25 protein-coding genes and 2 pseudogenes are annotated in these 24,822 nt (G+C 70.0%); 10 read left to right on the top strand and 17 right to left on the bottom strand.

Annotated features, from left to right (window positions below):
- Window positions 1-74: 74 nt before the first annotated feature.
- Window positions 75-230: a hypothetical protein gene (locus tag ACIQ7Q_RS30855; RefSeq protein ID WP_403869332.1), complete on the bottom strand. Its 156-nt coding sequence runs from the start codon at window positions 228-230 to the stop codon at window positions 75-77.
- Between ACIQ7Q_RS30855 and ACIQ7Q_RS30850 the strand changes: the two genes are divergently transcribed.
- From ACIQ7Q_RS30850 to ACIQ7Q_RS30830, 5 genes and pseudogenes are all read left to right on the top strand, one after another.
- The gene (locus ACIQ7Q_RS30850; protein WP_403869474.1) at window positions 188-634 is read left to right on the top strand and encodes a glycoside hydrolase family 3 protein; all 447 of its coding nucleotides are present in this window, start codon (window positions 188-190) and stop codon (window positions 632-634) included. The two genes, ACIQ7Q_RS30855 and ACIQ7Q_RS30850, sit on opposite strands and share 43 nt — an antisense overlap.
- Window positions 586-732, top strand: a pseudogene (locus ACIQ7Q_RS30845) (fibronectin type III-like domain-contianing protein); the annotation flags it as partial. The gene ACIQ7Q_RS30850 and the pseudogene ACIQ7Q_RS30845, both read left to right, overlap by 49 nt.
- Before the next feature lie 11 nt (window positions 733-743).
- The gene (locus tag ACIQ7Q_RS30840; protein WP_403869471.1) at window positions 744-1,199 is read left to right on the top strand and encodes a carbohydrate-binding protein; all 456 of its coding nucleotides are present in this window, start codon (window positions 744-746) and stop codon (window positions 1,197-1,199) included.
- A gap of 420 nt (window positions 1,200-1,619) precedes the next feature.
- Window positions 1,620-3,080: a hypothetical protein gene (locus ACIQ7Q_RS30835; RefSeq protein ID WP_403869329.1), complete on the top strand. Its 1,461-nt coding sequence runs from the start codon at window positions 1,620-1,622 to the stop codon at window positions 3,078-3,080.
- A gap of 700 nt (window positions 3,081-3,780) precedes the next feature.
- The gene (locus tag ACIQ7Q_RS30830) at window positions 3,781-4,911 is read left to right on the top strand and encodes a hypothetical protein (protein WP_403869326.1); all 1,131 of its coding nucleotides are present in this window, start codon (window positions 3,781-3,783) and stop codon (window positions 4,909-4,911) included.
- Between the two features lie 106 nt (window positions 4,912-5,017).
- Here ACIQ7Q_RS30830 and ACIQ7Q_RS30825 read toward each other — a convergent pair whose 3' ends face one another.
- From ACIQ7Q_RS30825 to ACIQ7Q_RS30795, 7 genes are all read right to left on the bottom strand, one after another.
- Window positions 5,018-5,596, bottom strand: a complete 579-nt coding sequence (locus tag ACIQ7Q_RS30825; RefSeq protein WP_403869323.1) for a hypothetical protein — start codon at window positions 5,594-5,596, stop codon at window positions 5,018-5,020.
- Window positions 5,593-6,759, bottom strand: a complete 1,167-nt coding sequence (locus ACIQ7Q_RS30820) for an ROK family glucokinase (protein WP_403869320.1) — start codon at window positions 6,757-6,759, stop codon at window positions 5,593-5,595. Before ACIQ7Q_RS30820 ends, ACIQ7Q_RS30825 begins: the two co-directional genes overlap by 4 nt.
- Window positions 6,760-6,860: 101 nt before the next feature.
- Window positions 6,861-7,688, bottom strand: coding sequence for an ATP-binding cassette domain-containing protein (locus ACIQ7Q_RS30815; RefSeq protein WP_403869317.1), 828 nt, complete (start codon window positions 7,686-7,688; stop codon window positions 6,861-6,863).
- On the bottom strand, window positions 7,689-8,750 hold the full coding sequence (locus ACIQ7Q_RS30810; RefSeq protein WP_403869314.1) for an ABC transporter permease: 1,062 nt from the start codon (window positions 8,748-8,750) through the stop codon (window positions 7,689-7,691). It abuts the gene before it with no gap.
- The gene (locus ACIQ7Q_RS30805; RefSeq protein ID WP_403869311.1) at window positions 8,747-9,760 is read right to left on the bottom strand and encodes a sugar ABC transporter substrate-binding protein; all 1,014 of its coding nucleotides are present in this window, start codon (window positions 9,758-9,760) and stop codon (window positions 8,747-8,749) included. Before ACIQ7Q_RS30805 ends, ACIQ7Q_RS30810 begins: the two co-directional genes overlap by 4 nt.
- A gap of 164 nt (window positions 9,761-9,924) precedes the next feature.
- The gene (locus ACIQ7Q_RS30800; RefSeq protein ID WP_403869308.1) at window positions 9,925-10,923 is read right to left on the bottom strand and encodes a sugar ABC transporter substrate-binding protein; all 999 of its coding nucleotides are present in this window, start codon (window positions 10,921-10,923) and stop codon (window positions 9,925-9,927) included.
- 168 nt (window positions 10,924-11,091) lie between these two features.
- Window positions 11,092-11,811: a GntR family transcriptional regulator gene (locus ACIQ7Q_RS30795; protein ID WP_403869468.1), complete on the bottom strand. Its 720-nt coding sequence runs from the start codon at window positions 11,809-11,811 to the stop codon at window positions 11,092-11,094.
- A gap of 156 nt (window positions 11,812-11,967) precedes the next feature.
- On the opposite strand from ACIQ7Q_RS30795, the gene ACIQ7Q_RS30790 reads away from it, so the two are divergent.
- Window positions 11,968-12,972 (top strand): Gfo/Idh/MocA family oxidoreductase, encoded by a 1,005-nt coding sequence (locus ACIQ7Q_RS30790; RefSeq protein ID WP_403869305.1) that lies wholly within the window; start codon window positions 11,968-11,970, stop codon window positions 12,970-12,972.
- 39 nt (window positions 12,973-13,011) lie between these two features.
- Here ACIQ7Q_RS30790 and ACIQ7Q_RS30785 read toward each other — a convergent pair whose 3' ends face one another.
- The 4 genes from ACIQ7Q_RS30785 to ACIQ7Q_RS30770 all read right to left on the bottom strand — a co-directional run bounded on the left by ACIQ7Q_RS30785 (window position 13,012) and on the right by ACIQ7Q_RS30770 (window position 16,654).
- Window positions 13,012-14,208 carry a cytochrome P450 gene (locus tag ACIQ7Q_RS30785; protein WP_403869302.1) on the bottom strand — a complete coding sequence of 399 codons (1,197 nt, stop codon included), beginning with the start codon at window positions 14,206-14,208 and terminating at the stop codon, window positions 13,012-13,014.
- A gap of 34 nt (window positions 14,209-14,242) precedes the next feature.
- Window positions 14,243-14,659, bottom strand: coding sequence for a PaaI family thioesterase (locus ACIQ7Q_RS30780; protein WP_403869299.1), 417 nt, complete (start codon window positions 14,657-14,659; stop codon window positions 14,243-14,245).
- 97 nt (window positions 14,660-14,756) lie between these two features.
- Entirely contained in the window at window positions 14,757-15,428 is a 672-nt protein-coding gene (locus ACIQ7Q_RS30775) for a response regulator (RefSeq protein WP_403869296.1), read from the bottom strand.
- Window positions 15,425-16,654 carry a sensor histidine kinase gene (locus tag ACIQ7Q_RS30770; RefSeq protein ID WP_403869293.1) on the bottom strand — a complete coding sequence of 410 codons (1,230 nt, stop codon included), beginning with the start codon at window positions 16,652-16,654 and terminating at the stop codon, window positions 15,425-15,427. Before ACIQ7Q_RS30770 ends, ACIQ7Q_RS30775 begins: the two co-directional genes overlap by 4 nt.
- 145 nt (window positions 16,655-16,799) lie before the next feature.
- On the opposite strand from ACIQ7Q_RS30770, the gene ACIQ7Q_RS30765 reads away from it, so the two are divergent.
- Entirely contained in the window at window positions 16,800-17,012 is a 213-nt protein-coding gene (locus ACIQ7Q_RS30765) for a hypothetical protein (protein ID WP_403869290.1), read from the top strand.
- 192 nt (window positions 17,013-17,204) lie between these two features.
- A complete protein-coding gene (locus ACIQ7Q_RS30760; protein ID WP_403869287.1) occupies window positions 17,205-17,777 on the top strand; it encodes a dihydrofolate reductase family protein in 573 nt (190 codons plus the stop codon).
- 66 nt (window positions 17,778-17,843) lie between these two features.
- Here ACIQ7Q_RS30760 and ACIQ7Q_RS30755 read toward each other — a convergent pair whose 3' ends face one another.
- The 3 genes from ACIQ7Q_RS30755 to ACIQ7Q_RS30745 form a co-directional block, all read right to left on the bottom strand.
- Window positions 17,844-18,023, bottom strand: a complete 180-nt coding sequence (locus tag ACIQ7Q_RS30755; RefSeq protein WP_403869284.1) for a hypothetical protein — start codon at window positions 18,021-18,023, stop codon at window positions 17,844-17,846.
- A gap of 84 nt (window positions 18,024-18,107) precedes the next feature.
- On the bottom strand, window positions 18,108-19,106 hold the full coding sequence (locus tag ACIQ7Q_RS30750) for a DMT family transporter (protein WP_403869281.1): 999 nt from the start codon (window positions 19,104-19,106) through the stop codon (window positions 18,108-18,110).
- 101 nt (window positions 19,107-19,207) lie between these two features.
- Window positions 19,208-19,819 (bottom strand): dihydrofolate reductase family protein, encoded by a 612-nt coding sequence (locus tag ACIQ7Q_RS30745; RefSeq protein WP_403869279.1) that lies wholly within the window; start codon window positions 19,817-19,819, stop codon window positions 19,208-19,210.
- A 193-nt stretch (window positions 19,820-20,012) separates the two neighbouring features.
- On the opposite strand from ACIQ7Q_RS30745, the pseudogene ACIQ7Q_RS30740 reads away from it, so the two are divergent.
- A pseudogene (locus ACIQ7Q_RS30740) lies at window positions 20,013-20,743 on the top strand (SDR family oxidoreductase).
- Window positions 20,744-20,956: 213 nt separating this feature from the next.
- On the opposite strand, the gene alc reads toward ACIQ7Q_RS30740, so the two are convergent.
- Entirely contained in the window at window positions 20,957-22,078 is a 1,122-nt protein-coding gene (gene alc / locus ACIQ7Q_RS30735; protein WP_403869276.1) for an allantoicase, read from the bottom strand.
- A gap of 3 nt (window positions 22,079-22,081) precedes the next feature.
- The gene (allB, locus tag ACIQ7Q_RS30730) at window positions 22,082-23,425 is read right to left on the bottom strand and encodes an allantoinase AllB (RefSeq protein WP_403869465.1); all 1,344 of its coding nucleotides are present in this window, start codon (window positions 23,423-23,425) and stop codon (window positions 22,082-22,084) included.
- A 330-nt stretch (window positions 23,426-23,755) separates the two neighbouring features.
- Between allB and ACIQ7Q_RS30725 the strand changes: the two genes are divergently transcribed.
- Entirely contained in the window at window positions 23,756-24,556 is an 801-nt protein-coding gene (locus ACIQ7Q_RS30725; protein ID WP_403869273.1) for an IclR family transcriptional regulator, read from the top strand.
- The last annotated feature ends 266 nt before the right edge of the window (window positions 24,557-24,822 follow it).

The following is a 24,822-nucleotide window of genomic DNA, read 5'->3' as shown; positions in this document are numbered from 1 at the left end:
GATCCTATGCGGGTGCGCGGCCTGCCCGGCCAAGGGCCGCCCAACGGAGCCGCGCCGCCCTCCAAGCCGCTCGTTCAGTGGTCCGACGTGGCCGGCATCTCCAGCGTCTGCTTGATCACGCGTGCTTCCTGGTCGACCATCTCGGTGAGGGGGGCCGCGAGGTCGTCCGGCGTCACATCGGTGATCCATACGAACCGACTGCGTTCCTTGCCCTCGGCGAAGACCTGCATCGAACAGCTACCCCACGACGCTTACGTGGGAGCAGGAGAAGGTCCCGGCCCTGCTGTGGACGACCCACGCGGGCCAGGAGACCGGCAACGCGCTGGCCGACGTCCTCTTCGGCGACGTCAACCCGTCCGGCAGACTCACCCAGACCTGGTACCGGTCGGTGGCGGACCTGCCCTCCATCCTCGAGTACGACAACATCAAGCACGACCGCACGTACCAGTACTTCACCGGCGAGGTGCTCTACCCCTTCGGGCACGGCCTTCGTACACCTCCTTCCGCTACGGCCGTCCGCGCGTCGTCCGCGGCGGCGTCGAGGTCGCGGTCACCAATACCGGGCGCCGCACCGGCGCCGAGGTCGTGCAGCTCTACACCCGGCAGCGCGACTCGCGGGTCAAGCAGCCGCTGAAGAAGCTGCAGGCGTTCCGGAAGGTGGTGCTGCGGCCCGGCCGGACGCGGACCGTGACACTGCCGCTGTCCCGCGCCGACCTGTCGCACTGGGACGTCACCCGCTCCCGGTGGGGGGTGGAGAGCAGCGCGTACGAGGTCATGGTCGGCTCATCGGCGGGCGACATCCGCGGCCGGACGACGCTGGACGTACGCGGCGAGACCGTGCCGCCGCGCGACCTGTCGCGGACGACGCGGGCGGAGAACTTCGACGACTACGAAGGCGTGCGGCTGGTCGACGAGTCCAAGGCGCGCGGCACCGCGGTGGGCGCCGAGTCCTCGAGCGCCTGGCTGCTGTTCGCCCACGCGGACCTGCGCGCGGGGCGCGCCGGCTCACGGCGCGGGTGGCGAAGGAGTCGTCGGGCGCCGGCACGCTCGAGGTCCGCCTCGGCGCGCCGGACGGCCGCCTGGCCGGGACCGCGACGGTCGAGAGCACCGGCTCGCGCTACGCCTACGCGGACGTCACGGCGCCGCTGCAGGGCGCCGCCCGGCGCCAGGCCTGGTCCTCGGCGAGGGCTTGCGGCTGAGCACCTTCTCACTGCGCTGACAGGAGACCACTTCATGCGACACCGGATCCTCGCGGTCCTGGTGGCGCTCGCGGCGGTGTTCGCGGTGGCCCCGGCCACCGCGACGCCGTCACCCGGCGCCGACCGGCAGCCCGCGCACAGCGTCTCGGCGACCGCTACCCCCTGAAGATCGACGGCGAGCACACCTTCATCCGCGGCGCCAATTTCCACTGCTTCCGCCTGCCCTCGCCCGAGACTGGCGGGACGTGCTGGAGAAGTACAAGGCGGCGGGCTGCACTTCGAGATGTCGAAGGGCCGTGAATGGCACTACGGCCCAGGTCGCCGAGCCCCCTGCTGAGTCGTGGCCCCGGCGGGCCTCGTGCTGCGCTGGACGGTCCAACCTGGTTTGCACGAACCCGGAGCGAATCTGATCGTGACCCCATGAACAAACCCAAGGTGGTGGTGCGGCCACCGGACGACCGTGGCCTGCGCGAGGTCACCATGGGCGGCAGGACGGTGGGCAGCGCCTGGTCACTGCGAGGGTTGCGAAAGATTCTCCGCCGCCTCGTGCACCCGGAGAACGTGGATGTGGAAGACCGGTCACTCATCGTCTGGCTCGGCGGAGACAGCGGGACGTGGCCCGCCCGCCCATGGCGGACGCGCCTGATCATCACGTTCATGATGGCCGGACTGCTGGGCTCCATGGTGCTGCTCTTCGCCGTCGGGATGCCGGACGCCATCGGGGCCCTGACCTTCGCGGGGCGTGTCACCGGGTTCCTGTTCGCCATCGCGGGGGCCTCACAGGGCGTCGCCGCACTGGCGGTTCTCGATTACTGGGGCAAGCGCCGGCTGAAACTTTCTGGAGCAGTGATCCTCCTCGGCGCGTTCATCGCACTGCTCACCAATGGACTGTTGCTGGCCATGTGGCTTGAGGAGAAAGAGTTCACGTGGTACTTACTGACGTACCTCCCGCTCTTCTGCTGGTCCGTGTGGGCAATCCAGTTGCTTTTCAGAGAAAAAGCATGGAGAGGGATTCCCTACCCCAAACAGTTCGCGGCCGGAGTGACAGCAACGACGCTTCTGGCCGCCTTCAACCTGACCTACTCCGCGATCTACCAACCGACATCCGCTACGGTCCTGCTCGACCTTGAAGTGAAATTCGGGACGCCGCAACCGGATGTGAAGCAACCGATCATCCATCTCCCCGTGACCTACCGGGCCAAGAATTCCGGGAAGGTTCCGGCTTACATCACGAGCGATGGTTACGGGATCTATGGGGTCACCCTGAAGTACGCGGAAGACGGTAGCGGACTCCTGAATTGGAGAAGGACCATCGACGCCACGTCGGACGACTCGACAGTAGGGCGCTACGTAAAATCGCCCACCCGGGAGACGATCAGTGCCGCACGATTCTACGGACCCGGCAACTGGCTCGAGCCCGGCGAGCAATACGTCAAGGAAAGAGTTGTCCAACTGCCCAAGACAGCCACGTACGACGTGATCGAAGCCGACTTGACCATGACCATCTTGCGCAAGGATCGCGGGAGAATCGATGACGAATTCGCAGTCCCGCACTATTCCTGGCGCGCCGACGACAGGCAGTTCCACTGCCCTCCCCTCGAATGTGACGATCGCATCGTCAACCGCGGCAGAGTCCTTCACAACAACAACATGATCAATGTGACTCGTAAGCCCCGATTCGTCGTCTCCTACTACGGATGGACCGGATCCAGCGCCGACTTCGATTCATTCATCCTGTCACACAATCCCCGAGAAGCCCTTTACTTCGGGGAGGAGGCGGCGGATGAGGATGAGCGAGAAAGGAAAAGATACGGCGCCGCTCTGGCCAAGACCATGGCCGCAATCCCCTTTGCACAGCTTTTGAAAGAAAGCGGCACCTAGCTCGTCCGCGGCGGCGAGGCGCGCCGGAGACGGGCGCGGCCGGACCGATTGACGACGACACGTTTCAGCGCTCGGACACTTGCCCGTTCAATCAGCTGCGCACCCCGTCCGGCCCCGCCCGCCGGTCACGCGCATGCTTTCCACCGCCCTTGCAAGACGTCCGGAGACCTTGGTCGATCAGATGTGCAGTGGCCGCGTTGCAGGACGCGCCGTACGGGTAAAGAGTGGAAATAGGATCGCTTATGCACTGCTGAGCCGAAGATCTCATGTGGGAGCCGTGCTCGCTCTCAAGGTGCCGGTCCGCCACGGACAAGCCGACACAATGAAGCGCATCAGGATGCGAATCATGGCCACAGTCGCCCGGCGTAACCTCTTCCGCATGGTCGGAGCATCAGCCCTGGCCGCCTCGCTCGCGCTGCCGGCCGGAATGGCGAGTGCCGCGGCAACGCCTCGCATCGACAACGGGAAGCCGACGGCAGCGCCGGTCCAGTCAACGCCTCCTCCCCCGACGCCACCCCCAGCGCCGCCACCTCCCCCGACGCCGCCGCCTCCGCCGTCTCCTTCCCCGCCACCCCCGCCGCCGCCCCCGCCGCCTCCGAAATCGGACGACACCACCACACCGGACGACACCACCACCCAGGGAGAGACGCCGGGCCCTGACGGGCCGTCAGACTCCGAGCAATCGCACTCTGACCGATCGGTGTCCGAACAGCTGGCGCAGCAGAACGAAGAGCTTGAAACGGCAGCGGTGAATATGAACGAGGCGGGGCGAAAGGCCCCTGAGGAACTCGCGCCGGCCGTGGAGCAGCTGACCGCCACGCTCCAGGCGGTGAAGGATCCGAAGACGCCACCGCAAGAGCGGGAAGAGGTCACCGAGATCGCCCAGCGGGTGATTTCCGCACTGGCGGTGATCGGTGACCCTGAATCACGTCGTGAGCTTCGAGAAGAGCTGACTGTGATCGTGCTGCAGGTGGCTTCCGCGGTGCATCGCAGCCTCGACCCGCATGTGCCGCCCGAGTTGCGGACTACCGCCATCTCGACCATGGCGCGGGCGAGTTCGGCTCTGGGCGTGATCGGTGCCCCTGAGACGCCCCCCGAGCTCCGGAGGGAGCTGATCCTGATCATGAAGCCGTTGACCGCCACCCTGGCCTCGGACAGCCCCGGTGCGAAGAACCCCTCGAACAGCCCCGGTGCGAGGAACCAGCCGGCGAGGCCGACACAGGATGTGGCCGGAGCGGTAGAAACGATCAGCGACCCGAAGACGCCTCCGGAGCAACGGCTCAAGCTCGCGAAGATCACAGCTCAGGCCGCCTCGTCGCTACCGAAGCTGGGGGATCCCGCGGGATCGCGGGATGATCGGGCAAAGGCTCGGCAGGTCTTTCGTCAGCAGACCGCCGAGATGAAGAAGCGGAAGGAGAAAGCCGTTTCCGCCCAAGGCATGCCGGACGCACCGCTCGATGAGGCAGCCGAAGTCTGCACCAATGCCATATTCACGGCCGTCTCCGACCGTGCTCTCGGACGGAGCCTGAAGGACCTCCTTCCCTCGGAGTGGCAAATCGAAGGGGTGCGGGACTTCTGGAAAGCACAAGAAGGGGAGGACGACTTCCTCGATGTCATCGCGCGACTGCGGAACGGCGATGACGCCGGTGCGCCGTTCGACGTGGGGAAGCTCACCACTCGTCTCGCGCAACTCGTACCGGCGAACGAACTGTTCGGGGCGCTCGGTGCTCCGGGGCTCCATTGCCTGCAGGCCGCCTGGCATCTCGACAGGGCAGGGATCGCGGCGGGTACCTGGGTCGAGATGGCTCTGGAGAAGAAGGGGAACGGCTAGGGCGGCCGCGCGGGCTCGCCTTCGGCACCGTTCTGCCCGCCGAACTGCGGCCCTGTTGACGAGCCGGGGGCAACCGGAACCGGCCGTCAGGTGGGCGAGCGGACCCCTACGGGTTCGCGGTGGAGACGACGTAGACCCAGGGCTTGCCCGGTTCGGTCAGATCGACCGTGATGTCCTGGCTCGGCCTCGGGTCCTTCTGCGTGTGCACGGTGCCCGCCCACGCCCGGCCCTCGAGACCGAAGTTCCAGCCCGCCACCCCGGAGTCGCGGTCGCTGATGGTGACCTTGCCGTCCTCGAGCGCGGCCCGGCTCGTGCCCACGCCCTCGAGGAACGTGTCCAGTCCCTTCTCGGAGGTGCGGAACTGCACGTACAGGCGGCTGGTCTTCCAGTTGCTCGTCTCGTAGTAGGCGACCCGCCGGGCGCCCTCGGGGATGGGCACCTCGAAGATGCGGCGCTTCATCAGGGAGGGCCAGAAGTCGCGCAGCCCGTCCGCGGCGGACTCCGCCTCCTTGTCCCGGCCGCTGGCGCGGCTCTGCTCGGCGGAGATCACCCCGTAGCCGGCCGGGATGCCGATGAGCAGAACGATGACGATCGCGGTGATCCAACGGCGCACGATCATGTGCCGCCGGCTCTCGGGGGCCGGGGGCGGGGTCGGGGTGGTCTGGCGGGTTGTCAGCGTGGTCATGACGGCGGTTCCTGGGTCGGACGGGCGGAGCTCGGGTTGCGCAGGGCCTGGGCGTAGCGCTCGTAGCGTTCGTGGCGTTCCACCCGGCGGCGGTTGGCCCGGCGGAAGCGGCGGGCGACGAGCCGGGCGAGGTCGGCCGCGCCGACCATACCGGCTTCCGGGCCGAGCTGGGCCTTGGCGATGCGCGCCTCGGGACGGTAGCCGCGGCCGGTCAGATGGCGCCGGAAGGCGTCCCTGGCGGGGCCGATCAGCAGGTCGTCGGCGGCGCTGACGCCGCCTCCGATCACGAAGCAGGACGGGTCGAGTGCGGCGGCGAGGTTGGCGATGCCGACGCCGAGCCACTGGCCGATGTCCTGGAACAGCTCGATGCACATCGCGTCGCCCTCGCGGGCGAGTTCGGTGATCAGCGGTCCGGTGATGTCGCGGACGTTGCCGCCGACCCGGTCGATGATGTTGTAGGCGACCGGCGAGTCGGCGGCGGCCAGCTCGCGGGCCTCGCGGACCAGGGCGTTGCCGGAGCTGTACTGCTCCCAGCAACCGCGGTTGCCGCAGGGGCAGCGGTGGCCGCCCGGCACGACCTGCATATGGCCGAACTCGCCGGCGACGCCGAACTTGCCCCGCTTGACCTGGCCGTCCTCGAGGATCGCGCCACCGATACCGGTGCCCAGCGTGATCATCACGATGTGGTCCTCGCCGCGCCCGGCGCCGAAACGCCATTCCGCCCAGGCGGCGGTGTTGGCGTCGTTGTCGACCAGGACCGGTACCGCGAGACGGGCGGAGAGCGCGTCGCGCAGGGGCTCGTTGCGCCAGGCGAGGTGGGGGGCGAACAGGACCTTGGAGCGCTCGGCGTCGACCCAGCCGGCCGCGCCGATGCCCACCGCGTGCACGTCGTGGCGGTCGGAGAGGTCGAGGACCAGCTCGCAGATGGTGTCCTCGACGACCTTCGGGCTCTTGGACTTGTCCGGGGTCTCGGTACGGATCTTCTCCAGGATGACCCCGTCGGCGTCGACGACGCCCGCCATCACCTTGGTGCCGCCGATGTCGATGCCGACGGTGGGCACCCGCGGCGCGCTGAGGTGCGAGCGCCGCTCCCGCGTGCCGACGGTCTTGAGGACGGTCGCGCGTGCGGTGCCTCGGTTCGTGAAGTCGCGGTACGTACTCAAGTCGTCCCTGCGGGTCGTGGTGGCCGGTCCGGATCCCGGGGCGGGTGGGGTCCGCCCCCTCGATGCTAGTAGGCGGCGCTCACCGTTCCTGACGCGTACACCTAGTCGGCGGGCCGTTCCTTGTCGACGGGATGGCCGCCGAGGTGGGTCGGTACGGGGGCTCGCTCGAGCTCGTGGCGCAGGTCCTCCAGCTCGCTGCCACCCGCCATCTGCCGGGTGAGCTCATCGAGTGTGACGGATTCCTTGGTGTGGCTCGCCGCCATGACACCACGCTTCAGCAGCACGAAACGGTCCCCGACCAGATAGGCGTGATGCGGGTTGTGGGTGATGAGCACCACGCCGAGACCAGCGTCCCGTGCGGCGGCCACGTACTTCAGCACCACGCCGGACTGCTTCACTCCGAGCGCGGCGGTCGGCTCGTCGAGCACCAGTACCTTGGCGCCGAAGTACACGGCCCGTGCAATCGCCACGCACTGGCGCTCCCCGCCGGACAGGGTTCCGATGGGCTGGTCGACGTCGCGCAGGTCGATGCCCATCCGCAGCAGCTCCGCGCGGCTCGTCTCGCGCATGGTCTCCACGTCGAGCCGCTTGAAGGGGCCTGTGCCCTTGGTGGGCTCGGAGCCGAGGAAGAAGTTGCGCCACACCGGCATCAGCGGGACGACGGCGAGGTCCTGGTAGACGGTGGCGATGCCCCGGTCCAGCGCCTCGCGGGGTCCGGAGAGGACGGTTTCCTCGCCCTCGATACGGAGCGTGCCCGCGTCGTGCCGGTGCAGCCCGGCGATGATCTTGATCAGGGTCGACTTGCCGGCGCCGTTGTCGCCGAGGACACAGGTGATCTCCCCGGCGTGCGCCTCGAGCGAGACACCTTCGAGGGCCCGGATGTTGCCGTAGTACTTACTGACGTCGTCGAGCTCGACAAGGGCACTCATTTAGGTCGTCGCCTCCGCACGCTTGCGTACCCATGCGTTGAGCAGGGTGGCCAGGAGGAGCATGGCTCCGAGGAAGAACTTGAACCAGTCCGGGTTCCACTCCGCGTAGACGATGCCCTTGCTGGTCATGCCGAAGATCAGGGCGCCGACGGCAGAGCCGATCGCGGAGCCGTAGCCGCCGGTGATCAGACAGCCGCCGATGACCGCGGCGATGATGTACGTCAGCTCGTTGCCGACGCCTTCGCCGGACTGCACCACGTCGAACGAGAACAGCAGATGTTGGCCGGACACCCAGGCGGCGAAGGCCACGCCCATGTACAGGAAGATCTTGGTCCTGTTGACGGGGACGCCGACCGCGCGGGCCGCGTCCGCGCCGCCGCCCACCGCGAAGATCCAGTTGCCGAAGCGGGTGCGCAGCAGGATCCAGGTGGCGAGCGCGATCAGCACGAACCACCACACGATGGTCGCCTTGATCGTCGTGCCGCCGACCGCGAACTCGGCGAAGACCTTCCTGGCGGAGGTGAAGCCCTCCATGTCCCCGATGGACCTGGTGGACACCGTGCCGCTGATGAGCTTGGTGAGGCCGAGATTGAGGCCCGTGAGCATCAGGAACGTACCGAGCGTGATGATGAAGCTGGGCAGTTTCGTACGGGTCAGCATGAAGCCGTTGAACGCGCCGAGCCCGAGGGTGACCAGCAGAGACACGAGAGCTCCGACCCAGACGTTGGCCGTCATCTGGTAGCTGAACATCGAGGAGATCAGCGCCGAGCTGGTCACCATCACACCGGCGGACAGGTCGAACTCCCCGCCGATCATCAGCAGCGCCACCGGCACCGCCATGATGCCGAGGGTGGAGGCCGCGTACAGGACGGTCGCGAGGCTTGACGTCTGGAGGAAGGCGTCCGCGAAGACCGAGAAGAAGACGAAGACCGCCAGCGCGCCGACGACGGAGCCGAGCTCGGGCCGGCCCATCAGCTTGCGCAGCGGCGAGGCGCGCAGCAGCCGCTCGTCGGTCATCTCCGGCGCCTTGCCGGGTGTGGCAGGTGGTGCGGCCTGGGTCATCGGGTCCCACGCTCCGTGTATTCCTCGAGTTCGGCGGCGTCCTTCTTGGTGATGATCTGGGGTCCGGTCAGTACGGGCCGCCCGCCGCCGAGGACGTCGGCGTTGTACTTGTACAGCCACAGCAGGTCCACGGCCTGGTAGCCCTGGAGGTAGGGCTGCTGGTCGACGGCGAAGCCCAGCGCGCCTTCCTGCAGTGCCCCGGCGACCTTGGCGTTGAGGTCGAAGGTGTTGATCTCGGCCTTCGACTCCGCGGTCTTCTTCGCCTGGACAGCTGCGTCGGCGAACGGCGCGCCGAGGGTGACGACGGAGTCGATGGACCGGTCGGCCTGGAGCTTCGCCTCGATGGACGCCTGGACGTCGGGCATGTTGGTGCCGTCGACGTACAGGTTCTTCATCTCGCCGCCGAAGGTCTTCTTCGCACCGGCGCAGCGCTGCTCGTGGCCGACGTTGCCCTGCTCGTGCAGGACGCACAGCGCCTTCTGCCTGCCGCGGGCGTCGAGCTCCTCGCCGACCGCCTCGCCTGCGATCGTCTCGTCCTGGCCGATGTGGGTGAGTGCGCCGAAGGCCTTGGACTGCTCGGAGCCGGAGTTCACCGTGATCACGGGGATGCCGGCCTTGCGGGCCTTGGCGACGGCCGCCTTCATGGCGTCGGGCTTGGCGAGGGTGACGATCAGCGCGTCGACCTTCTTGGAGATGTAGGAGTCGACGAGCTGCGCCTGCTGCTGCCCCTCGTCGCTGTGGGCGTAGAGCAGGTTGATGTTGTCCTTGGCGGCGGCCTGCTTGGCGCCGTTCTGCACGATGTCCCAGAAGGTGTCGCCGTCGCCGGAGTGGGTGACCATGGCGAAGGTCCAGCGGGGTGTGTTCACCGCGGCCTTGCCCGCCGCGGCCTGTGCCTTGCGGGCGTCCTCCGCGCGCTTGCCGCCTGTGCTGCTGCATCCCATGAGGGAGGCCCCGAGTACCGCCGCCAGCACCGCGCCGAGCGCGCGTACCCCTGTCCTTGCCCTTGCCACGACGTGGTGCCCTTCTTGCCGTACTCGCTGTGCTGCCTGGTGCGGCCGGCCCCGGGATCTACCCGGCCCGGCCGCCCAAGTATCGGACATGGCTGGTGGCGGGGTCGGCAGCGGGGGCCGCCCGGCCGCGCAGGGGACCCTCCCGGCGCCCGTCGCAGGACAGGTCATCGTGTTCCGTCGGCCGTGAGCTTCTCCAGCGCGGGGACGTCCTTCTCCGTGACCAGCGCCGGGCCGGTGAGGATCGGCTTGCCGCCGCCGATGACGTTGCCGTTGACCTTGTTGAGCCACAGCTCGTCGACGGCGAGATAGCCCTGGAGGTAGGGCTGCTGGTCGACGGCGAAGGCGATCTCCTTGGCCTTGAGCCGCGCGACCACCTCGGCGTTGAGGTCGAAGGTGCTGATCTGCGCGGCCGAGCCCGCGCCCTCCTTCGCCTTCACCGACGCGGCGGCGAAGGGAGCGCCCAGCGTGACCACGGCGTCGATGTCCTTGGCGCCCTGCAGCTTCGCCTCGACGGACGAGGTGGTGGCGGGCATGTTGGTGCCCTCGACGTTGAGGTTCTCCACCGTGCCCTCGAAGGTCTTCTTGACGCCGGCGCAGCGCGCTTCGAGGGAGACGTTGCCCTGCTCGTGGATGACGCAGAGCGCCTTCTTCTTCCCCTGCTCGTTGAGCTCCTCGCCGACGGCCTCGCCGGCGACCGACTCGTCCTGGCCGATGTGGCTGAGGGCGCCGAGGTTCTTGGAGAAGTCCGCTCCGGAGTTGACGGTGACGACGGGGATGCCGGCCGCGACGGCCTTCTTGACGACGTCGCCCATCGCTTCCGGCTTGGCGAGGGTGACGACGATCCCGTCGACCTTCTGGTCGATGTACGTCTGGACCAGCTGCGCCTGCTCCTTGCCCTCGGGGCTCGCCGCGTAGAGGAAGTCGACGTTGTCCTTGCGGGCGGCGACCTTGGCGCCGCTCTGGACGATGTCCCAGAAGGTGTCGCCCTGGCCGGAGTGCGTCACCATGGCGATCTTCATCCGGGGCGTCTTCGCGGCCTCGCCGGCCGCGCCGTCCCCGGACGACTTCTCCTTGGCGTCCTTGCCGCCGGAACTGCTGCATCCGGCGACGACGACCAGGGCACATGCGGCGAGCAGGGCTGCTGCCGTGCGGGTGGTTCGCATGGTGGGTCCGCCTTCTCTCCCGGCCGCCCGGTTGCGGCTGGGTGCGTTTCTACGGCGACCCCGCGAGCCCGTCAAGACTTTGTCCGAACATTCTTACGCGGTGGGTCGGCGCCCCGTCCGCGTCCGTCCGTTTCCGTCCTCGTCCGTCCCTCTCAAGGGCGGACGAGCTCAAGGGCGGACGAGCAGCTGGAACTCGAAGGCGTAGCGCGAGGCGCGGTAGACGTGGGAACCGAACTCGACGGCGCGGCCCGTGTCGTCGAAGGTGGCGCGCTCCATCGTCAGCAGCGGCGCTCCGTCCGGCTCACCCAGCAGCTCGGCCTCCTCGGCCGTCGCGGCGCGGGCGCCGACGGACTGGCGGGCACTGTGCAGGGTGATGCCCGCGGCGCGCATCATCCGGTACAGGCCGGTGGCCTCGAGCCGCTCGGTGTCGCAGTCCAGCAGGCCCGCGGGCAGATGGTTGCGCAGCCGGGCCATCGGCTCGCCGTGGGCGTACCGCAGCCGTTCGATCAGCCGGACCTCGCTGTCCTCCGGCACACGGAGCGCGGCGGCGACCTCCGCGCTCGCGGGTTCGACGACGTTGCGGAGCACGACCGTCGCGGGCCGCTGTCCGGCCGCCTCCAGGTCGTCGTAGAGGCTGCTGAGTTCCAGCGGGCGCCTGACCTGGCTGTGCACGACCTGGGTGCCGACGCCGCGGCGGCGCACCAGCAGCCCCTTGTCGACGAGCAGCTGGATGGCCTGGCGGACGGTCGGCCGGGACAGGCCGAGGCGACCCGCCAGCTCTATCTCGTTGCCGAGCAGGCTGCCCGGGGTGAGAGTCCCCCGCTCGATGGCCGATTCCAGCTGCTGCGAGACCTGGAAATAGAGCGGGACCGGGCTGGTCCGGTCCACGCTCAACTGGAGCGACAGGGACGGTTCCGTCTCGTGTCTGGGCTGCTTGGGCACGTGGGCGAGCGTAGTCGCACGCCATGTTGACGGGAAGTCGTGAGGTTCGATTGTCAGGACAAAGTCTTGACAGCATGGCGGCCCCACGTCCACCTTTGGGCCATGCGCATCGGACTCATCGGGACGGGACGTATCGGCAGCTTTCACGCGGGCGTGCTCAGCCGCCATCGTGAGGTGGGTTCGCTGGTCGTGGCGGACACCGACGCGGCCCGGGCCGCGGCCGTGGCGGACCGTTGCGGTGCCACCGCCGCCCCGAGTGCGAACGAGATCTTCACCTGGGGCGTGGACGCGGTGGTGATCGCCTCCGCGACCGCCGCGCACGCCGAACTGATCGCCCGCGCTGCGCGCGCGGGGCTTCCGGCGTTCTGTGAGAAGCCGATCGCCCTGGACCTGCCGGGCACGCGCCAGGCGCTGCACGCGGTCGAGGAGGCGGGCACCGAGCTCCAGCTGGGTTTCATGCGGCGCTTCGACGCCGGTTACACGGCGGCCCGGGAACTGGTCCGCTCCGGCCGGCTCGGCCGGCTGCACACCGTACGGGCCATCACCTCCGACCCGGCGCCGCCGCCCGCCGCGTATCTGCCGTTGTCCGGCGGGCTGTACCGGGACTGCCTGGTCCATGACTTCGACATCCTGCGGTGGGTCACCGGCCGCGAGATCACCGAGGTGTACGCGACCGGCTCCGACGCGGGACCCGCCATGTTCCGCGAGGCGGGAGACGTCGACACGGCCGCCGCGCTGCTCACACTCGACGACGGGACGCTGGCCACGGCGACCGCGACCCGCTGCAACGGCGCGGGCTACGACGTGCGGATGGAGCTGGCCGGCGAGCTGGACCAGGTGGCGGTCGGGCTCGACGACCGTACGCCCATCAGCTCCACCGAGCCGCACGGCCTGCCGCCCGTCGACAAGCCGTGGCCGGGCTTCCTCGAACGGTTCGCACCGGCGTACGAAGCGGAACTGGACGCATTCGTACGCCTGGTCCTCGGCGAGGCGGAGAATCCCTGCGACGGGCGCGAGGCGCTGACCGCGCTGCGGGTCGCGGAGGCGTGCGAGCGCTCGCGCAGGGAGCACAGGCCGGTCGGCCTGGACGAGATCCCGGCACAGTGACGCCCGCGACGTGGCCGCCGGCCGCCTCCGCGCGCCGCACTACCAGCGCACCGGCAGCCGCTCCGGCCCACGGATGAGCATGCCGGTCCGCCACGCCAGTGCGGCCGGGTGCGCGTCCAGCGCGAGGTCCGGGCATCGCTCCAGGAGCGCACGGACGGCGATGCGCGCCTCCAGGCGGGCCAGCGGCGCGCCCAGGCAGTAGTGGATGCCGTGCCCGAAGGCCAGATGCCCTCGGGTGTCCCTGCGGATGTCGAACCGGTCCGGGTCGGGGAAGCGCGCCGGATCGCGGTCGGCGTCGGCTATCGCGATGAGCACCAGCCGGCCGCCGCCCGGGACGGTGGTGTCGCCGATCTGGTACGGCGTCGTGGTGAAGCGGTACGTCGGGGTCTCGACGGGGCCGTCGTAGCGGAGCATCTCCTCCACCGCGCCGTCCATCAGCGACAAGTCGGAGCGCAGGGCGGCGAGTTGGTCGGGGTGGGTGAGCAGGGCGAGCACGCCGTTGGCGATGAGGTTGACGGTGGTCTCGTGTCCGGCGACCAGCAGCAGCCAGGCCATGCCGAGCAGTTCGTCGCCGGCGAGCCGGTCGTCGCTGCCCTCGTCGGACCCGTGGATCAGCGCGCTCATCAGGTCGTCGCCGGGCTGTTCCCGCTTCTCGGCCAACAGCTCGATCAGGTACTGGGTCAGCCGGCCGGCGGCCTCCTCCCGTGCTGCGCGGTCGGTCGACGCGAGGGCGGTGTTGGACCACGTACGGAAGGAGTCCTGCGCCAGGAACGGCACGCCGAGCAGTTCGCAGATGACGGCCATCGGCAGCGGGAACGCCAGCGCGTCGACCAGATCCGTCCGGCCTGCGGGGAGCATCCGGTCCAGCAGTTCGTCGGTGATCTGCTGGACGCGCGGGGCGAGTTGCTCGACCCGCCGCATGGTGAACTCGCGGGCCACGAGCTTGCGCAGCCGGGTGTGCAGGGGCGGGTCGGCGCTGAGCATGGTGATGCCCGAGGAGAGCTGGGCGATGCCGAGCTCCGGCGAGACGTTGCGCCACTCCTTCGACAGCGAGTTGTCGGCCAGTGCGGCTCTTCCCGCTTCGTAGCCGACGACCAGCCATGCGTTGTGCCCTTCGGGCAACCGAACGTGGTGCACCGGGCCGTGGGCGCGTAACTCGGCGTAGACGGGATAAGGGTCGCGGGTGAAGCCCTCGCCGAGCGCGGCGAGATCCACCAGGGCTCCTTCGGTCGTCAAGTCGTCTCCCTCTCGGTCGTCTGCCTCTTGGCCGTCACGATTGTGCGGACAGCACGGTGCCCTGCGCGACGGCGCAGAGGGTTTCGTCCCCGTCCGCGCCCACGGTGAACAGGTCGCAGCGGACCACCGCCTGGCGCCGCCCGCTGTGCACGACGGCGGCACGGGCGACGAGGGCCCGCCCGGTGGCGGGCCGCACGTACTGCACGGAGAAGCCCCCGGTCAGAACGGCCGGGCCGAGGGCGGACCCGGCGGCGAAAGTGATCGCGTTGTCGGCGGCGTAGGCGATGACGCCTCCGTGGAGGAACCCGTTCTGCTGGCGCAGGTCGTCACGGGCAACCACCTCGAGCACCGCCTGCCCTCCCCCGAACGCGGCGATCCGCGCCCCGAGCAGCCTGCTGAAGGGCTGGCTGTCAAGGACCTTGCGGGCGGAGTCGAGATCAAGTCCGTTCACAGGAGGCCTCCTTGAGGTCGGCGATCCAGGCTCTGGTCCTCGAAGGAGCAGTCGCCCTTCGGCTTCGTGGCCGCGTCGTACCAGCGCCCGCCTCAGCCTACGTCGGCCCGTCCTCGTCGAGCAGCCCGGCGTCGTGGGCCAACAACGCGATCTGCACCCGGTTGTTGAGGTCCAGCTTGGCCAGCACCCGGGACACGTGCGTCTTGACGGTGGCCACGCTCATGAACAGCGCCGCCGCGATCTCCGCGTTGGACAGGCCGCGGCCGACGGCGAGCGCGACCTCGCGCTCGCGGTCGGCGAGCAGACCGAGGCGGCGGACGGCGGCGGGACGGCGGGCGTCGGTTCCGTTGCCCGCGACGTGCGTGATCAGCTGGCGGGTGACGGCCGGCGACAGCACCGGGTCGCCCGCGGCCACCTTCCGTACCGCCGCGACGATCTCCGCCGGCGGGGTGTCCTTCAACACGAAGCCGGCCGCGCCCGCCCGCATCGCCCGGAGCACCTGCTCGTCGGCGTGGAAGGTGGTCAGGACGACGACCTCGGGCGCGTCGGGGCGGCGGCGCAGCGTCTCGGTGGCGGTCAGACCGTCCACGACCGGCATACGGATGTCCATCAGCACCACGTCGGGCGCGTGCCGGTCGACGAGCTCCGGTACCTCGGAGCCGTCGGCGCCCTCCCCGACGATGTCAATGTCGTCGGCGCCTCCGAGCATGAGGGCAAGGCCCGCCCGTACGAGCGGGTCGTCGTCGACGACGATCAGCCTGACAGTCATGAGGGCCACGGTAGCCAGGCCCGGACCAGGAAGCCGCCGTCCCCCCGCGCCCCGTGCTCCAGCCGGCCGCCCGCGAGTGTGGCGCGCTCGGTCAGTCCGATCAGCCCCTGTCCGGAACCAGGCACCTCCTCCACCGGCTCCACGGGCGCCGGATTGCCGACCTCAACGGTCAGGCCGTCCCCCGGCCCGCCGCGTACGGTGACGGTGACCTCGGCGCCGGGCGCGTGCTTCCGCGCGTTGGTCAGGCCCTCCTGGGCGATGCGGTACACGGTGCGGCCGGTGGCGGCGGGCGCCGTGCCGGGGTCGTCGATGCGGTTGTCGACGGTGACCTTCATACCGGCCTGCCGGGATTCGGCGACCAGTGCCTCGAGCGTGGCGAGGGTCGGCTGCGGCCGGTCGGGCCCGTCGGACTCCCCCGGCGTACGCAGCACGCCGATGATCTCGCGCAGATCCTGCAGCGCCTCGTGGGCGCTGTCGCGGATCACTCCGGCGGCTCTGCCGACCTCGGCCGGAGGCGCGTCCGGCCGGAACTCGAGCGCGCCGGCGTGCACGGACAGCAGCGTGAGCCGGTGCGCGAGCACGTCGTGCATCTCCCGGGCGATGGCCTCGCGGGCCAGCCGCTGCGCCTGCTCGGCGCGCAGGGCGGCCTCCGACTCGGCGCGCCGGGCCCGCTCGCGCAGCGCGATGACCAGCTGCCGGCGGGCGCGCACGAGCATGCCCCAGCCGACCGTCAGCAGCACCATGACGGTCCCCGCGACGGTGGAGGCGAGGAACGACATACCGGGGTCGGGCCGCAGGACGGCCTGTACGATCCCGGCCGCGATCGCCAGGAGACCGACGATCGCGACGGGCCGGAAGGTGCGGTGCACGGCGAGGCTGAACAGGCCGACCATGAGCGCCCCGCCGGCGGCCGGCGCGATCGCGGCGAGGACGACCGGGCCCGTGGCCAGCCCGACCGGCACCCGCCGCCTGGCCCACAGCGCGCAGCACGCCGCGGCGCCGAGGAGCTGGTCGGCGACGATGACGATTTCGGAGTTGCCCGCCTTGGCGCTCGCGTCCGCGGCGACGAGACCGATGAGCGCCGCGGCGACGAACAGGACGGTGTCGACGATCCAGTCGCGCACGGTCCGTCGCGGCCTGGAGCTGCCCCGGTCGCCGGGTCGGTCGGGATCGGGAGGATCGGACATGGCCGAGGGCAGCAGCCATGGGTACTCCGTACGCGTCATGTCGACAAAGTTACGCAGGCCGGGGCGGGGATGCGGGCGTCCGGTCGCGGGAAGCTACCAAAGTCGCGGAGCTCGATACTTTCGGCGTCCGCCGGTCTCCCGAAGCCCGACGCGCGTGGGCGGTCCTTCGCGCGAGGCTCCGTGCATGAAGAAGTTTCTCGAGACCGCCGGGTTCCTGCTGTTCCTCTGGGGCGTGGCCGGTGTCATCCATGAGCTCACCGGCTGGTTCAAACTCCGGGGAGTCGTACGGCGGTTGGACTTCCTCGACGGTTACGAGCTCTACGCGAGCATCGTGCTGGGTGTGCTCGGCGTGGTCATCATGGTGGCGGCCGACCGGCTGGGGCGGCAGAGCCGGTGACGGCGGCCGCGGAAGCGTGGTCGCCCCGGGTCCCGGCCTCGGCGACACAGGGCCGAGGAGTTTCTCGCCGATGAGTTTCTCCGCGATGCGCAGTCAGAGATCATGGTTGGTGCGCGACAGCCGCGAGTACGGTCGCAGCGTGCGCCGGCCGGACCTGCCGAGAACCGGATACGAGATACCGAGGAACCCGCGATGCGTACTCTGATCAGCACTGCCTTCATCTCGCTCGACGGCGTCGTGGAGGCCCCGGGCGGCGAGCCCGGCTACCGGAACTCCGGATGGACCTTCAAGGACGTCGAGTTCCTGCCCGAGGCGTTCGAGATCAAGGGCCAGGAGCAGAAGGAAGCCACCGCGATGCTGCTGGGCCGCGTCAGCTACGAGGCGTTCAGCCCCGTGTGGCCCGACATGGAGGACTTCGCCGACTACAAGGTGATGCCGAAGTACGTCGTCTCCACCGCACTCACCGAGGACGACCTGGTGTCGAACTGGGGCGAGACCACGATTTTGCGCTCGCTCGACGACGTCGCCGCGCTGAAGGAAACCGAAGGCGGCCCGATCATCGTCCACGGCAGCGCCGCCCTGAACCAGAGCCTTTCGGACGCCGGCCTGATCGACCGCTACCACCTGCTCGTCTTCCCGCTCCTGCTCGGCGCGGGCAAGCGTCTGTTCAGCGTCACGGACAAGGACACCCAGCAGCTGAAGCTGGTCGAGCACGAGGCGTACGCCAACGGCCTGCAGAAGAACGTGTTCGACGTCGTCCGCTGACACGGTGCCCTCAGGCGCGAGGCGCGGGCAGGGCACGGCGCCCGCACTCGCCCGGCGCGGTGCGGGCTACTTCTTGGTGCTCCGGTCCACGGCCTCGCCGAGGCGTGCGATGTCCGCCACGTGCTCGCTCCTCCGGGCTCGCACCGCGCCGATCGTGAACAGCATCGCGCCGACGACGGCGACCGGCACGGACACCCCCAGCGCAGCGACCGCCTTTTCAGCCTCGTAGGGCGACGCCTGCAGCACGCCGCACCACACCTACAGCACCGCCGCGATCGTGAGCAGGGCGACGCTCCACCCCTGTATCCGTCTCCGAGCGGATGCGGAAGTTCATGTCGTACACGTCGTAGCGCAGGGCGTTCGAACCTCATGCCCCTCCCGGCAAGCTTTGCCGGGAGGGGCCTGGCAGCCGCGGATTTCGGCGGCACGACGCCCCCATGCCGTGCCGGCGAGGACCAGCGCCGCGCCCACGAGGCCGAGTGCGCCGAGGTGTTCGCCGCCGATGGCGATACCGGCCGCCGCCGCCCACAGGGGCTCGGTGCCGAGGAGCAGGCTGACACGGGAGGGCGAGGTACGGCGTACCGCCCACATCTGCACGAAGAACGCGAACAGCGTGCAGAACACCGACAGGAACACCAGGCCGGCCCATTCACGCGGCCCGAAGCCGACCGCCACGGCCCACGGGGCCGCCCCGCCACCGGGCAGGACGGCCAATGCGGCGAACACCGCGACAGCCGCGCCCAGTTGGACGGTCGTCAGGGAGAGGGAGTCCGCGCCGCGCACCGCCTTGGTCCTGGCCATCACCAGTACATGGACGGTTCGGACCACGGCGGCGAGGAGCATCAGGAAGTCGCCGAACGAGGGGGCGGTGAAACCGGCGCCCTGGGTCAGCAGCACGACGCCGCCGACGGAGAGGACCGCCGCGGCGACGAACGAGGCCGAGGGCCGCCGCCCGGTCATCGCCGCCTCCGCGAGCGGAGTGAAGATCATGGTGAGGCTGATGATGAGCCCGGCGTTGGTGGCGGACGTGTGGACGACGCCGTACGTCTCGAGCAGGAAGACGCCGCTGAGGATGAGTCCGAGCAGCCCCGCCCCCCGCCATTGGGCCGCTGTCAGCGCCAGTAGCCTGCGCCGGCCCACGACGACGAGCACGGGCAGAACGAGCGCGAAGCGCAGAACGAGAACGGCGACGACGGTGTGGGCAGTGGTGATGCCCTTCGCCGCGAGGTAACTGGCGCCCCATACGACGGCGACGAGCAGCACCGGCAGATCGGTGAGCCAGGCCCGACGGGGTGCGAGGGCGGGCGCGGGTACGGCGATCGACGTCACCTGGTCTCCAACCGGTACGACGGGCGGTGGAGACGTCGGCGGCTCGCACGCGGGAGCGATCACCGTACCGGCGGCGGACGCGTGGCCGCTACACGTTTCCCTCAGGCGTAGCTGCCGTACGTGGGCCGTCCGGCGAGCTCGTAGGTGTGGATCGCCGCGCCGGTGCTCGTGGTCCGCGCCTCGACATGCGTGAAGGCTGTGGGCGTCGCGCCGTCCGCGAAGAAGCGCAGACCTTTGCCGAGCACGACGGGGAAGACGATCAGGTGCAGCGTGTCGATGAGGTCGTGCGCCATCAGACTCTGGGCGAGCGCCCCGCTGCCGTGCATCTGGAGCTCACCGCCGGTGCGCTCCTTCAGCGCCGTGACCTCCTGGACGAGGTCACCGCCGATGATCGTCGTGCCGTTCCAGTCGGCCGACTCCAGGGTCTTCGAGGCGACGTACTTGGGCAGGGAGTTGAGCTTGGAGGCGACGGGGTCGGCGGGGTCGGTCTGCTTCGGCCAGTATCCGGCGAAGATCTCGTAGGTCCGGCGGCCGAGCAGGAAGGCGCCGACCCGGCCGAAGACCTCGTCGACGAACGTGCCGAAGTCCTCGTCGCCGTAGGGCACGGACCAGCCACCGAGGTCGAACCCGCCGCGGGTGTCCTCCTCGGGGCCGCCGGGGGCCTGGTAGACGCCGTCGAGGGTGAGGAACTGGGTGAGGCTGAGCTTTGCCATGGGACTCCCCTTCTCACTGCTCGTCACATTGCATGACGCTTCCTGCGAGTGTCACAGCTGAGACCGCTCCGCCTCCGGGAACTCATCGGCATGGCGAACGCGAAGTCCGATCACCGCCGGCATTCGACCCTCCGGCCCGCTGTCATTGAAGACGCAACCAATCACGCAACCCATCACGGTTTCGGAGGCTTCGATGAACGGCACAGTGGCTCTGGTGACCGGCGGCAGCCGCGGGATCGGCGCGGCGACCGCTCTGCGGCTGGCCAGGGAGGGCGCCGATGTCGCGATCACCTATGTCGCGGGCAAGGAGGCCGCCCAGGAGGTCGTGCGGCAGATCGAGGCGGCGGGGCGGCGCGCCGTCGCGCTGCGTGCCGACTCGGCGGACACGACGGAGGCCGCCGACGCGGTGGTGCTCGCCGCGGAGGCCCTGGGCGGGCTCGACATACTCGTCAACAACGCGGGTGTGGGCATCCTCGGGCCCATGGAGGGCATCACGGTCGCCGATGTGGACCGGGTGCTCGCCGTGAACGTGCGGGGTGCCTACCTCGCGTCCCGGGCGGCCGCCTCCCTCATGGGGCGCGGCTCACGCATCATCACGATCGGCACATGCATGACGCAGCACGTGCCCGGCCCCGGCGGCACCCTCTACGCGATGAGCAAGTCGGCGCTGATCGGCCTGACGAAGGCGCTGGCAAGGGAGTTGGGCGAGCGGGGCATCACGGCGAACATCGTCCACCCGGGTCCGGTCGACACGGACATGAACCCGGCGGACGGCCCGTACGCGGACCCGCAGAAGGCGGCCTCGCCACCGGCCGTTTCGCCGACCCCGACGAGATCGCGTCCATGGTCGCCTATCTGGCCGGTGGCGAGGCCGCCTACATCACGGGGGCGGAATTCTCCGTCGACGGCGGCCACGCGGCCTGAGTCAGGCCCGCGGGCAAGTCGGGCACCCGCGAGAGGTGCCGCGCCGCACGAAGCGGGCACGTGCCCGACCCGGCCCAGCCGCCGGGCCGGGTATGCGCCTGTGCCCGCCACACCGCCTGAGGCGCGCATGTGCGTGGGGCGCACCGTTGCTGTCGGCCGGTGCGCCCCACGCGGGAGGGAGGGTGTCGTACCTCCCCGTTCAGTGACGGCTCGTCAGCCGCCGAGCTCCTGGTGGCGGGCGGTGAGCCGCCCCGCACCCTGTTCGGTCAGGGAACCGAAGAGCCGCAGGCGGGAGATGCCGCCGTCGGGGTAGATGTCGATCCGCACATGGGTGCCCACGGCCGGGGTGTCCAGCACGAACCGGTGGTTGGTGTCGGGCTGGAGACGCGTGCGTGGCAGGACCTCGCGCCACTCGCCCTCCGCCCCGTCCCGTACGGACAGCGCCGCCCAGCCGGCGCTGTTGCCCTTGAGGTACGCGGTGTCGATTTCGACGGCCCGGATCTCGGACTGCTCGACCAGCTGGTAGCGGATCCAGTCGTTGCCCTTGTCGCGGCGCCGGCGGGTCTCCCAGCCGTCGTCCATCTTGCGGGAGCGGCCCGGCTGGATGGTGTTGGTGGCCGGGGAGTAGAAGCGGTCGGAAGCGTCCTCGACCTGGCCGCCGTTCTCGAGTGCCACGCAGTCGAAGGTGCCGAGGGCACTGAGCCAGACGGGGTCGGGGGCGACCTCGCCGTAGACGCGGAGACGGGCGATGCCGCCGTCGGGGTGCTGGTTGACGCGCAGGTGCGTGAAGCGCTGCTCGACGTCGACGGCGAAGCCGTTGGCGGCGTGGCCTCCGACGGCTGTGCGCGGGACGAGCGTCGTCCACTTCACGTCGCCGGCGAGCAGCTCCTGCGGCGACGGCGATCCGGCGACCGACGTGCCGTCGATGGAGACGGCCTGCGGGTAGTTGCCGCGGAAGTGCGCGGTGTCGACGACGACGCCGCGTACGACGCCGGGCGCGCCGAGCCGTACAAGCGCCCAGTCGTGGTCCTCGTCGGTGGGGTGGGGCTGCTCCGCGGAGACACCGCGGCGGCGGCGGGTCTCCCAGCCGTCCATGATCTTGCCCTTGTGGCCGAAGTGTTCGGGGTCGAACTCGGCGGGCTCGGGCTTCAACAGGTTCTCGCGCTCCGCGAAGAACTCGTCGTTGGCGGCGACGACGCCGGCGCCGAGGCGGCGGTCGGCGAGGTCGGCGAGGTGGGTGAAGGGGAAGTCGGCGGTGCGGTAGTCGGCGTACGGCTCGCCGCCGCCGTACGGGCCGGCGTCACCGGTGAAGGAGGGGATGGAGGATGCAGACACGGTTCAGTTGTTCCTTTCGAGCAGCCGGCCCGTCGGCGCGGCCAGGTTGCCGTTCTCCACGATCCGCTCGCCGCGCAGCCACGTCGATCTGACGACTCCGTGGAGCGTCCTGCCCGCGTAGGCGGTCACCTGGTTGCGATGGTGCAGTTCCGCGGGGTCGACGGTGAAGGTCTCGTGGGGGGCGAGGACCGCGAAGTCGGCGTCGCGGCCGACCTCGATGGCGCCTTTCCGGCTCAGGCCCGCGAGCTCGGCGGGGGCGGTGGCCATCCAGCGGACGACGTCGTCGAGGGTGTGGCCGCGCGTGCGGGCCTCGGTCCAGATCGCGGGCAGGCCCAGTTGGAGCGAGGAGATGCCGCCCCAGGCGGATGCGAAGTCCGGGGTCTTGAGGTCGGTGGTGCAGGGAGAGTGGTCGGAGACGATGCAGTCGATCGTGCCGTCTGCGAGGCCCTGCCAGAGCGCGTCCTGGTTGGCGGCCTCGCGGATGGGCGGGCAGCACTTGAACTCGGTGGCGCCGTCCGGGACTTCCTCCGCGGTGAGGGTGAGGAAGTGCGGGCAGGACTCGACGCTGATCGAGACGCCCTCGCGCTTGGCGGCGGCGATCAGCGGCAGCGCGTCACTGGAGGAGAGGTGCAGGACATGGACGCGCGCGCCGAGCCGCTTGGCGTGCGAGATCAGGCTCTCGATCGCGGTGTTCTCGGCGTCGCGGGGCCGCGAGGCGAGGAAGTCGGCGTACTTGGGCCCGCTCTGCTGGGGTGCGGACGCCAGGTGGCGCGGGTCCTCCGCGTGCACGATCAGCAGTCCGCCGAACCCGGAGATCTCGGCCATGGAGCGGGCGAGCTGTTCCTGGTCGAGCTCGGGGAACTCCTCGACGCCCGACGGCGACAGGAAGCACTTGAAGCCGAAGACCCCGGCGTCGTACAGCGGCCGCAGATCCTTGACGTTGGAGGGGATCGCGCCGCCCCAGAAGCCGACGTCGATGTGCGCCTTGCTGCGGGCGACATCCTGCTTGGTGGCGAGGTGGTCGACCGTGGTGGTCGGCGGGAGGGAGTTGAGCGGCATGTCGAGCAGAGTGGTGATGCCGCCGGCCGCGGCCGCGCGGGTGGCGGTCCAGAAGCCCTCCCACTCGGTGCGGCCGGGGTCGTTCACATGGACGTGTGTGTCGACGAGTCCGGGGAGGAGCACGTCGTCCCCGAAGTCCTCGAGCCGGGCGCGGGCCGGCACGTCCGCGTCGTACGGACCCACCGCGGCGATCCGCCCGCCGGCGACGGCGACCGTCGCGGCACGCGTCCCCTCGGGGGTGACCACGCGCGTCGAGCGCAGCACCAGGTCCACTTGCACGTCGTCCATGCCGTCCAGGTCGTCCACGTCGGACACCCGCTCCCCTCACTTCCACTGCTCAACGGAAATTCAACGAACTGTTGAAGAAGTCTTCACCTCCCGCCGTTGCCCGTCAAGACCCGCCCGAGCCGATGAGTCCGTCTTGTACGTTTCCACAAAGTGGAAGTAGAATTCCATTGCCGCGGGGGTCGCTTCACCCAGGAGACGACCCGCGCACTACCGCAGACACAGGGACAAACACGCCCTGACCGGCCAGGACGTCACCTGACGGACGAGGTGCTCGGCATACTCGCCCGGTAGGCTGCTGCCTTGCCCTGCCTGCCCGAAAGGACCGCCGACGTGCCGACGTCCAGCGCCAGCGCCACCGACGCAGCCAAGCCCGCCGCCAGCGGCGGTGTGCAGTCCCTTGAGCGGGCCTTCGACCTGCTCGAACGAATGGCCGACGCCGGTGGCGAGGTCGGCCTCAGCGAGCTCTCCGCCAGCAGCGGTCTCCCCCTTCCCACCATCCACCGGCTGATGCGCACGCTGGTCGCCTGCGGCTACGTACGCCAGCAGCCCAACCGCCGCTATGCGCTCGGGCCCCGCCTGATCCGCCTCGGCGAGTCGTCCTCCCGCCTTCTCGGCACCTGGGCACGCCCCTACCTCGCCCGCCTCGTCGAGGAGACCGGCGAGACCGCCAACATGGCGCTGCTCGACGGCGACGAGATCGTCTACGTGGCCCAGGTTCCCTCGAAGCACTCGATGCGCATGTTCACCGAGGTCGGCCGCCGGGTGCTGCCGCACTCCACCGGCGTCGGCAAGGCACTGCTCGCGCACACTCCGGCGGAGGAGGTACGCGCGCTGCTGGCCAGGACCGGCATGCCGGCCGCGACCGAGAAGACGATCACCACGCCCGAAGGCTTCCTCGACGCCCTCGAGCAGGTCCGCCGTACCGGCTACGCGGTCGACGACAACGAGCAGGAGATAGGGGTCCGCTGCCTGGCGGTCCCGGTGCCCGACTCCCCCACGGCCGCGGCCGTCTCGATCTCCGGCCCGGCGGGCCGCGTCACGGAGTCGGCGACGGAGAAGATCGTCCCGATCCTCCAGGAGGTCGCCCGCGACCTGTCGGCGGCGCTGGCGAACACGGGCACGCAGGGCTGACGCGGGTCGCCTGGCGCCTCTCGTATGGATCCCGCCGGGCTGACGGGCCCTGGCACCGCGCCTCTCCCCGGTAGCCCTTCGGGCACGGGAGGTACCCCAGCGTCGTCGTCGGTCGGCATGGCTCCGCCATGCGGTACGCCCAAACTCCGCCTTGGATCCGTCCCCTGGGCCCTGCCGGGCCCGGGGGCCTCATGCACCAAAGCCTCCCCTACGCCCTTCGGGCATGGGGGAACCCACTCACTGATCCGGCCTGATCCAAACGAAGA

Source organism: Streptomyces sp. NPDC096176, assembly GCF_044763255.1.
GTDB lineage: Bacteria > Actinomycetota > Actinomycetes > Streptomycetales > Streptomycetaceae > Streptomyces.
This window is presented reverse-complemented; position numbering and strand designations above follow the sequence as displayed.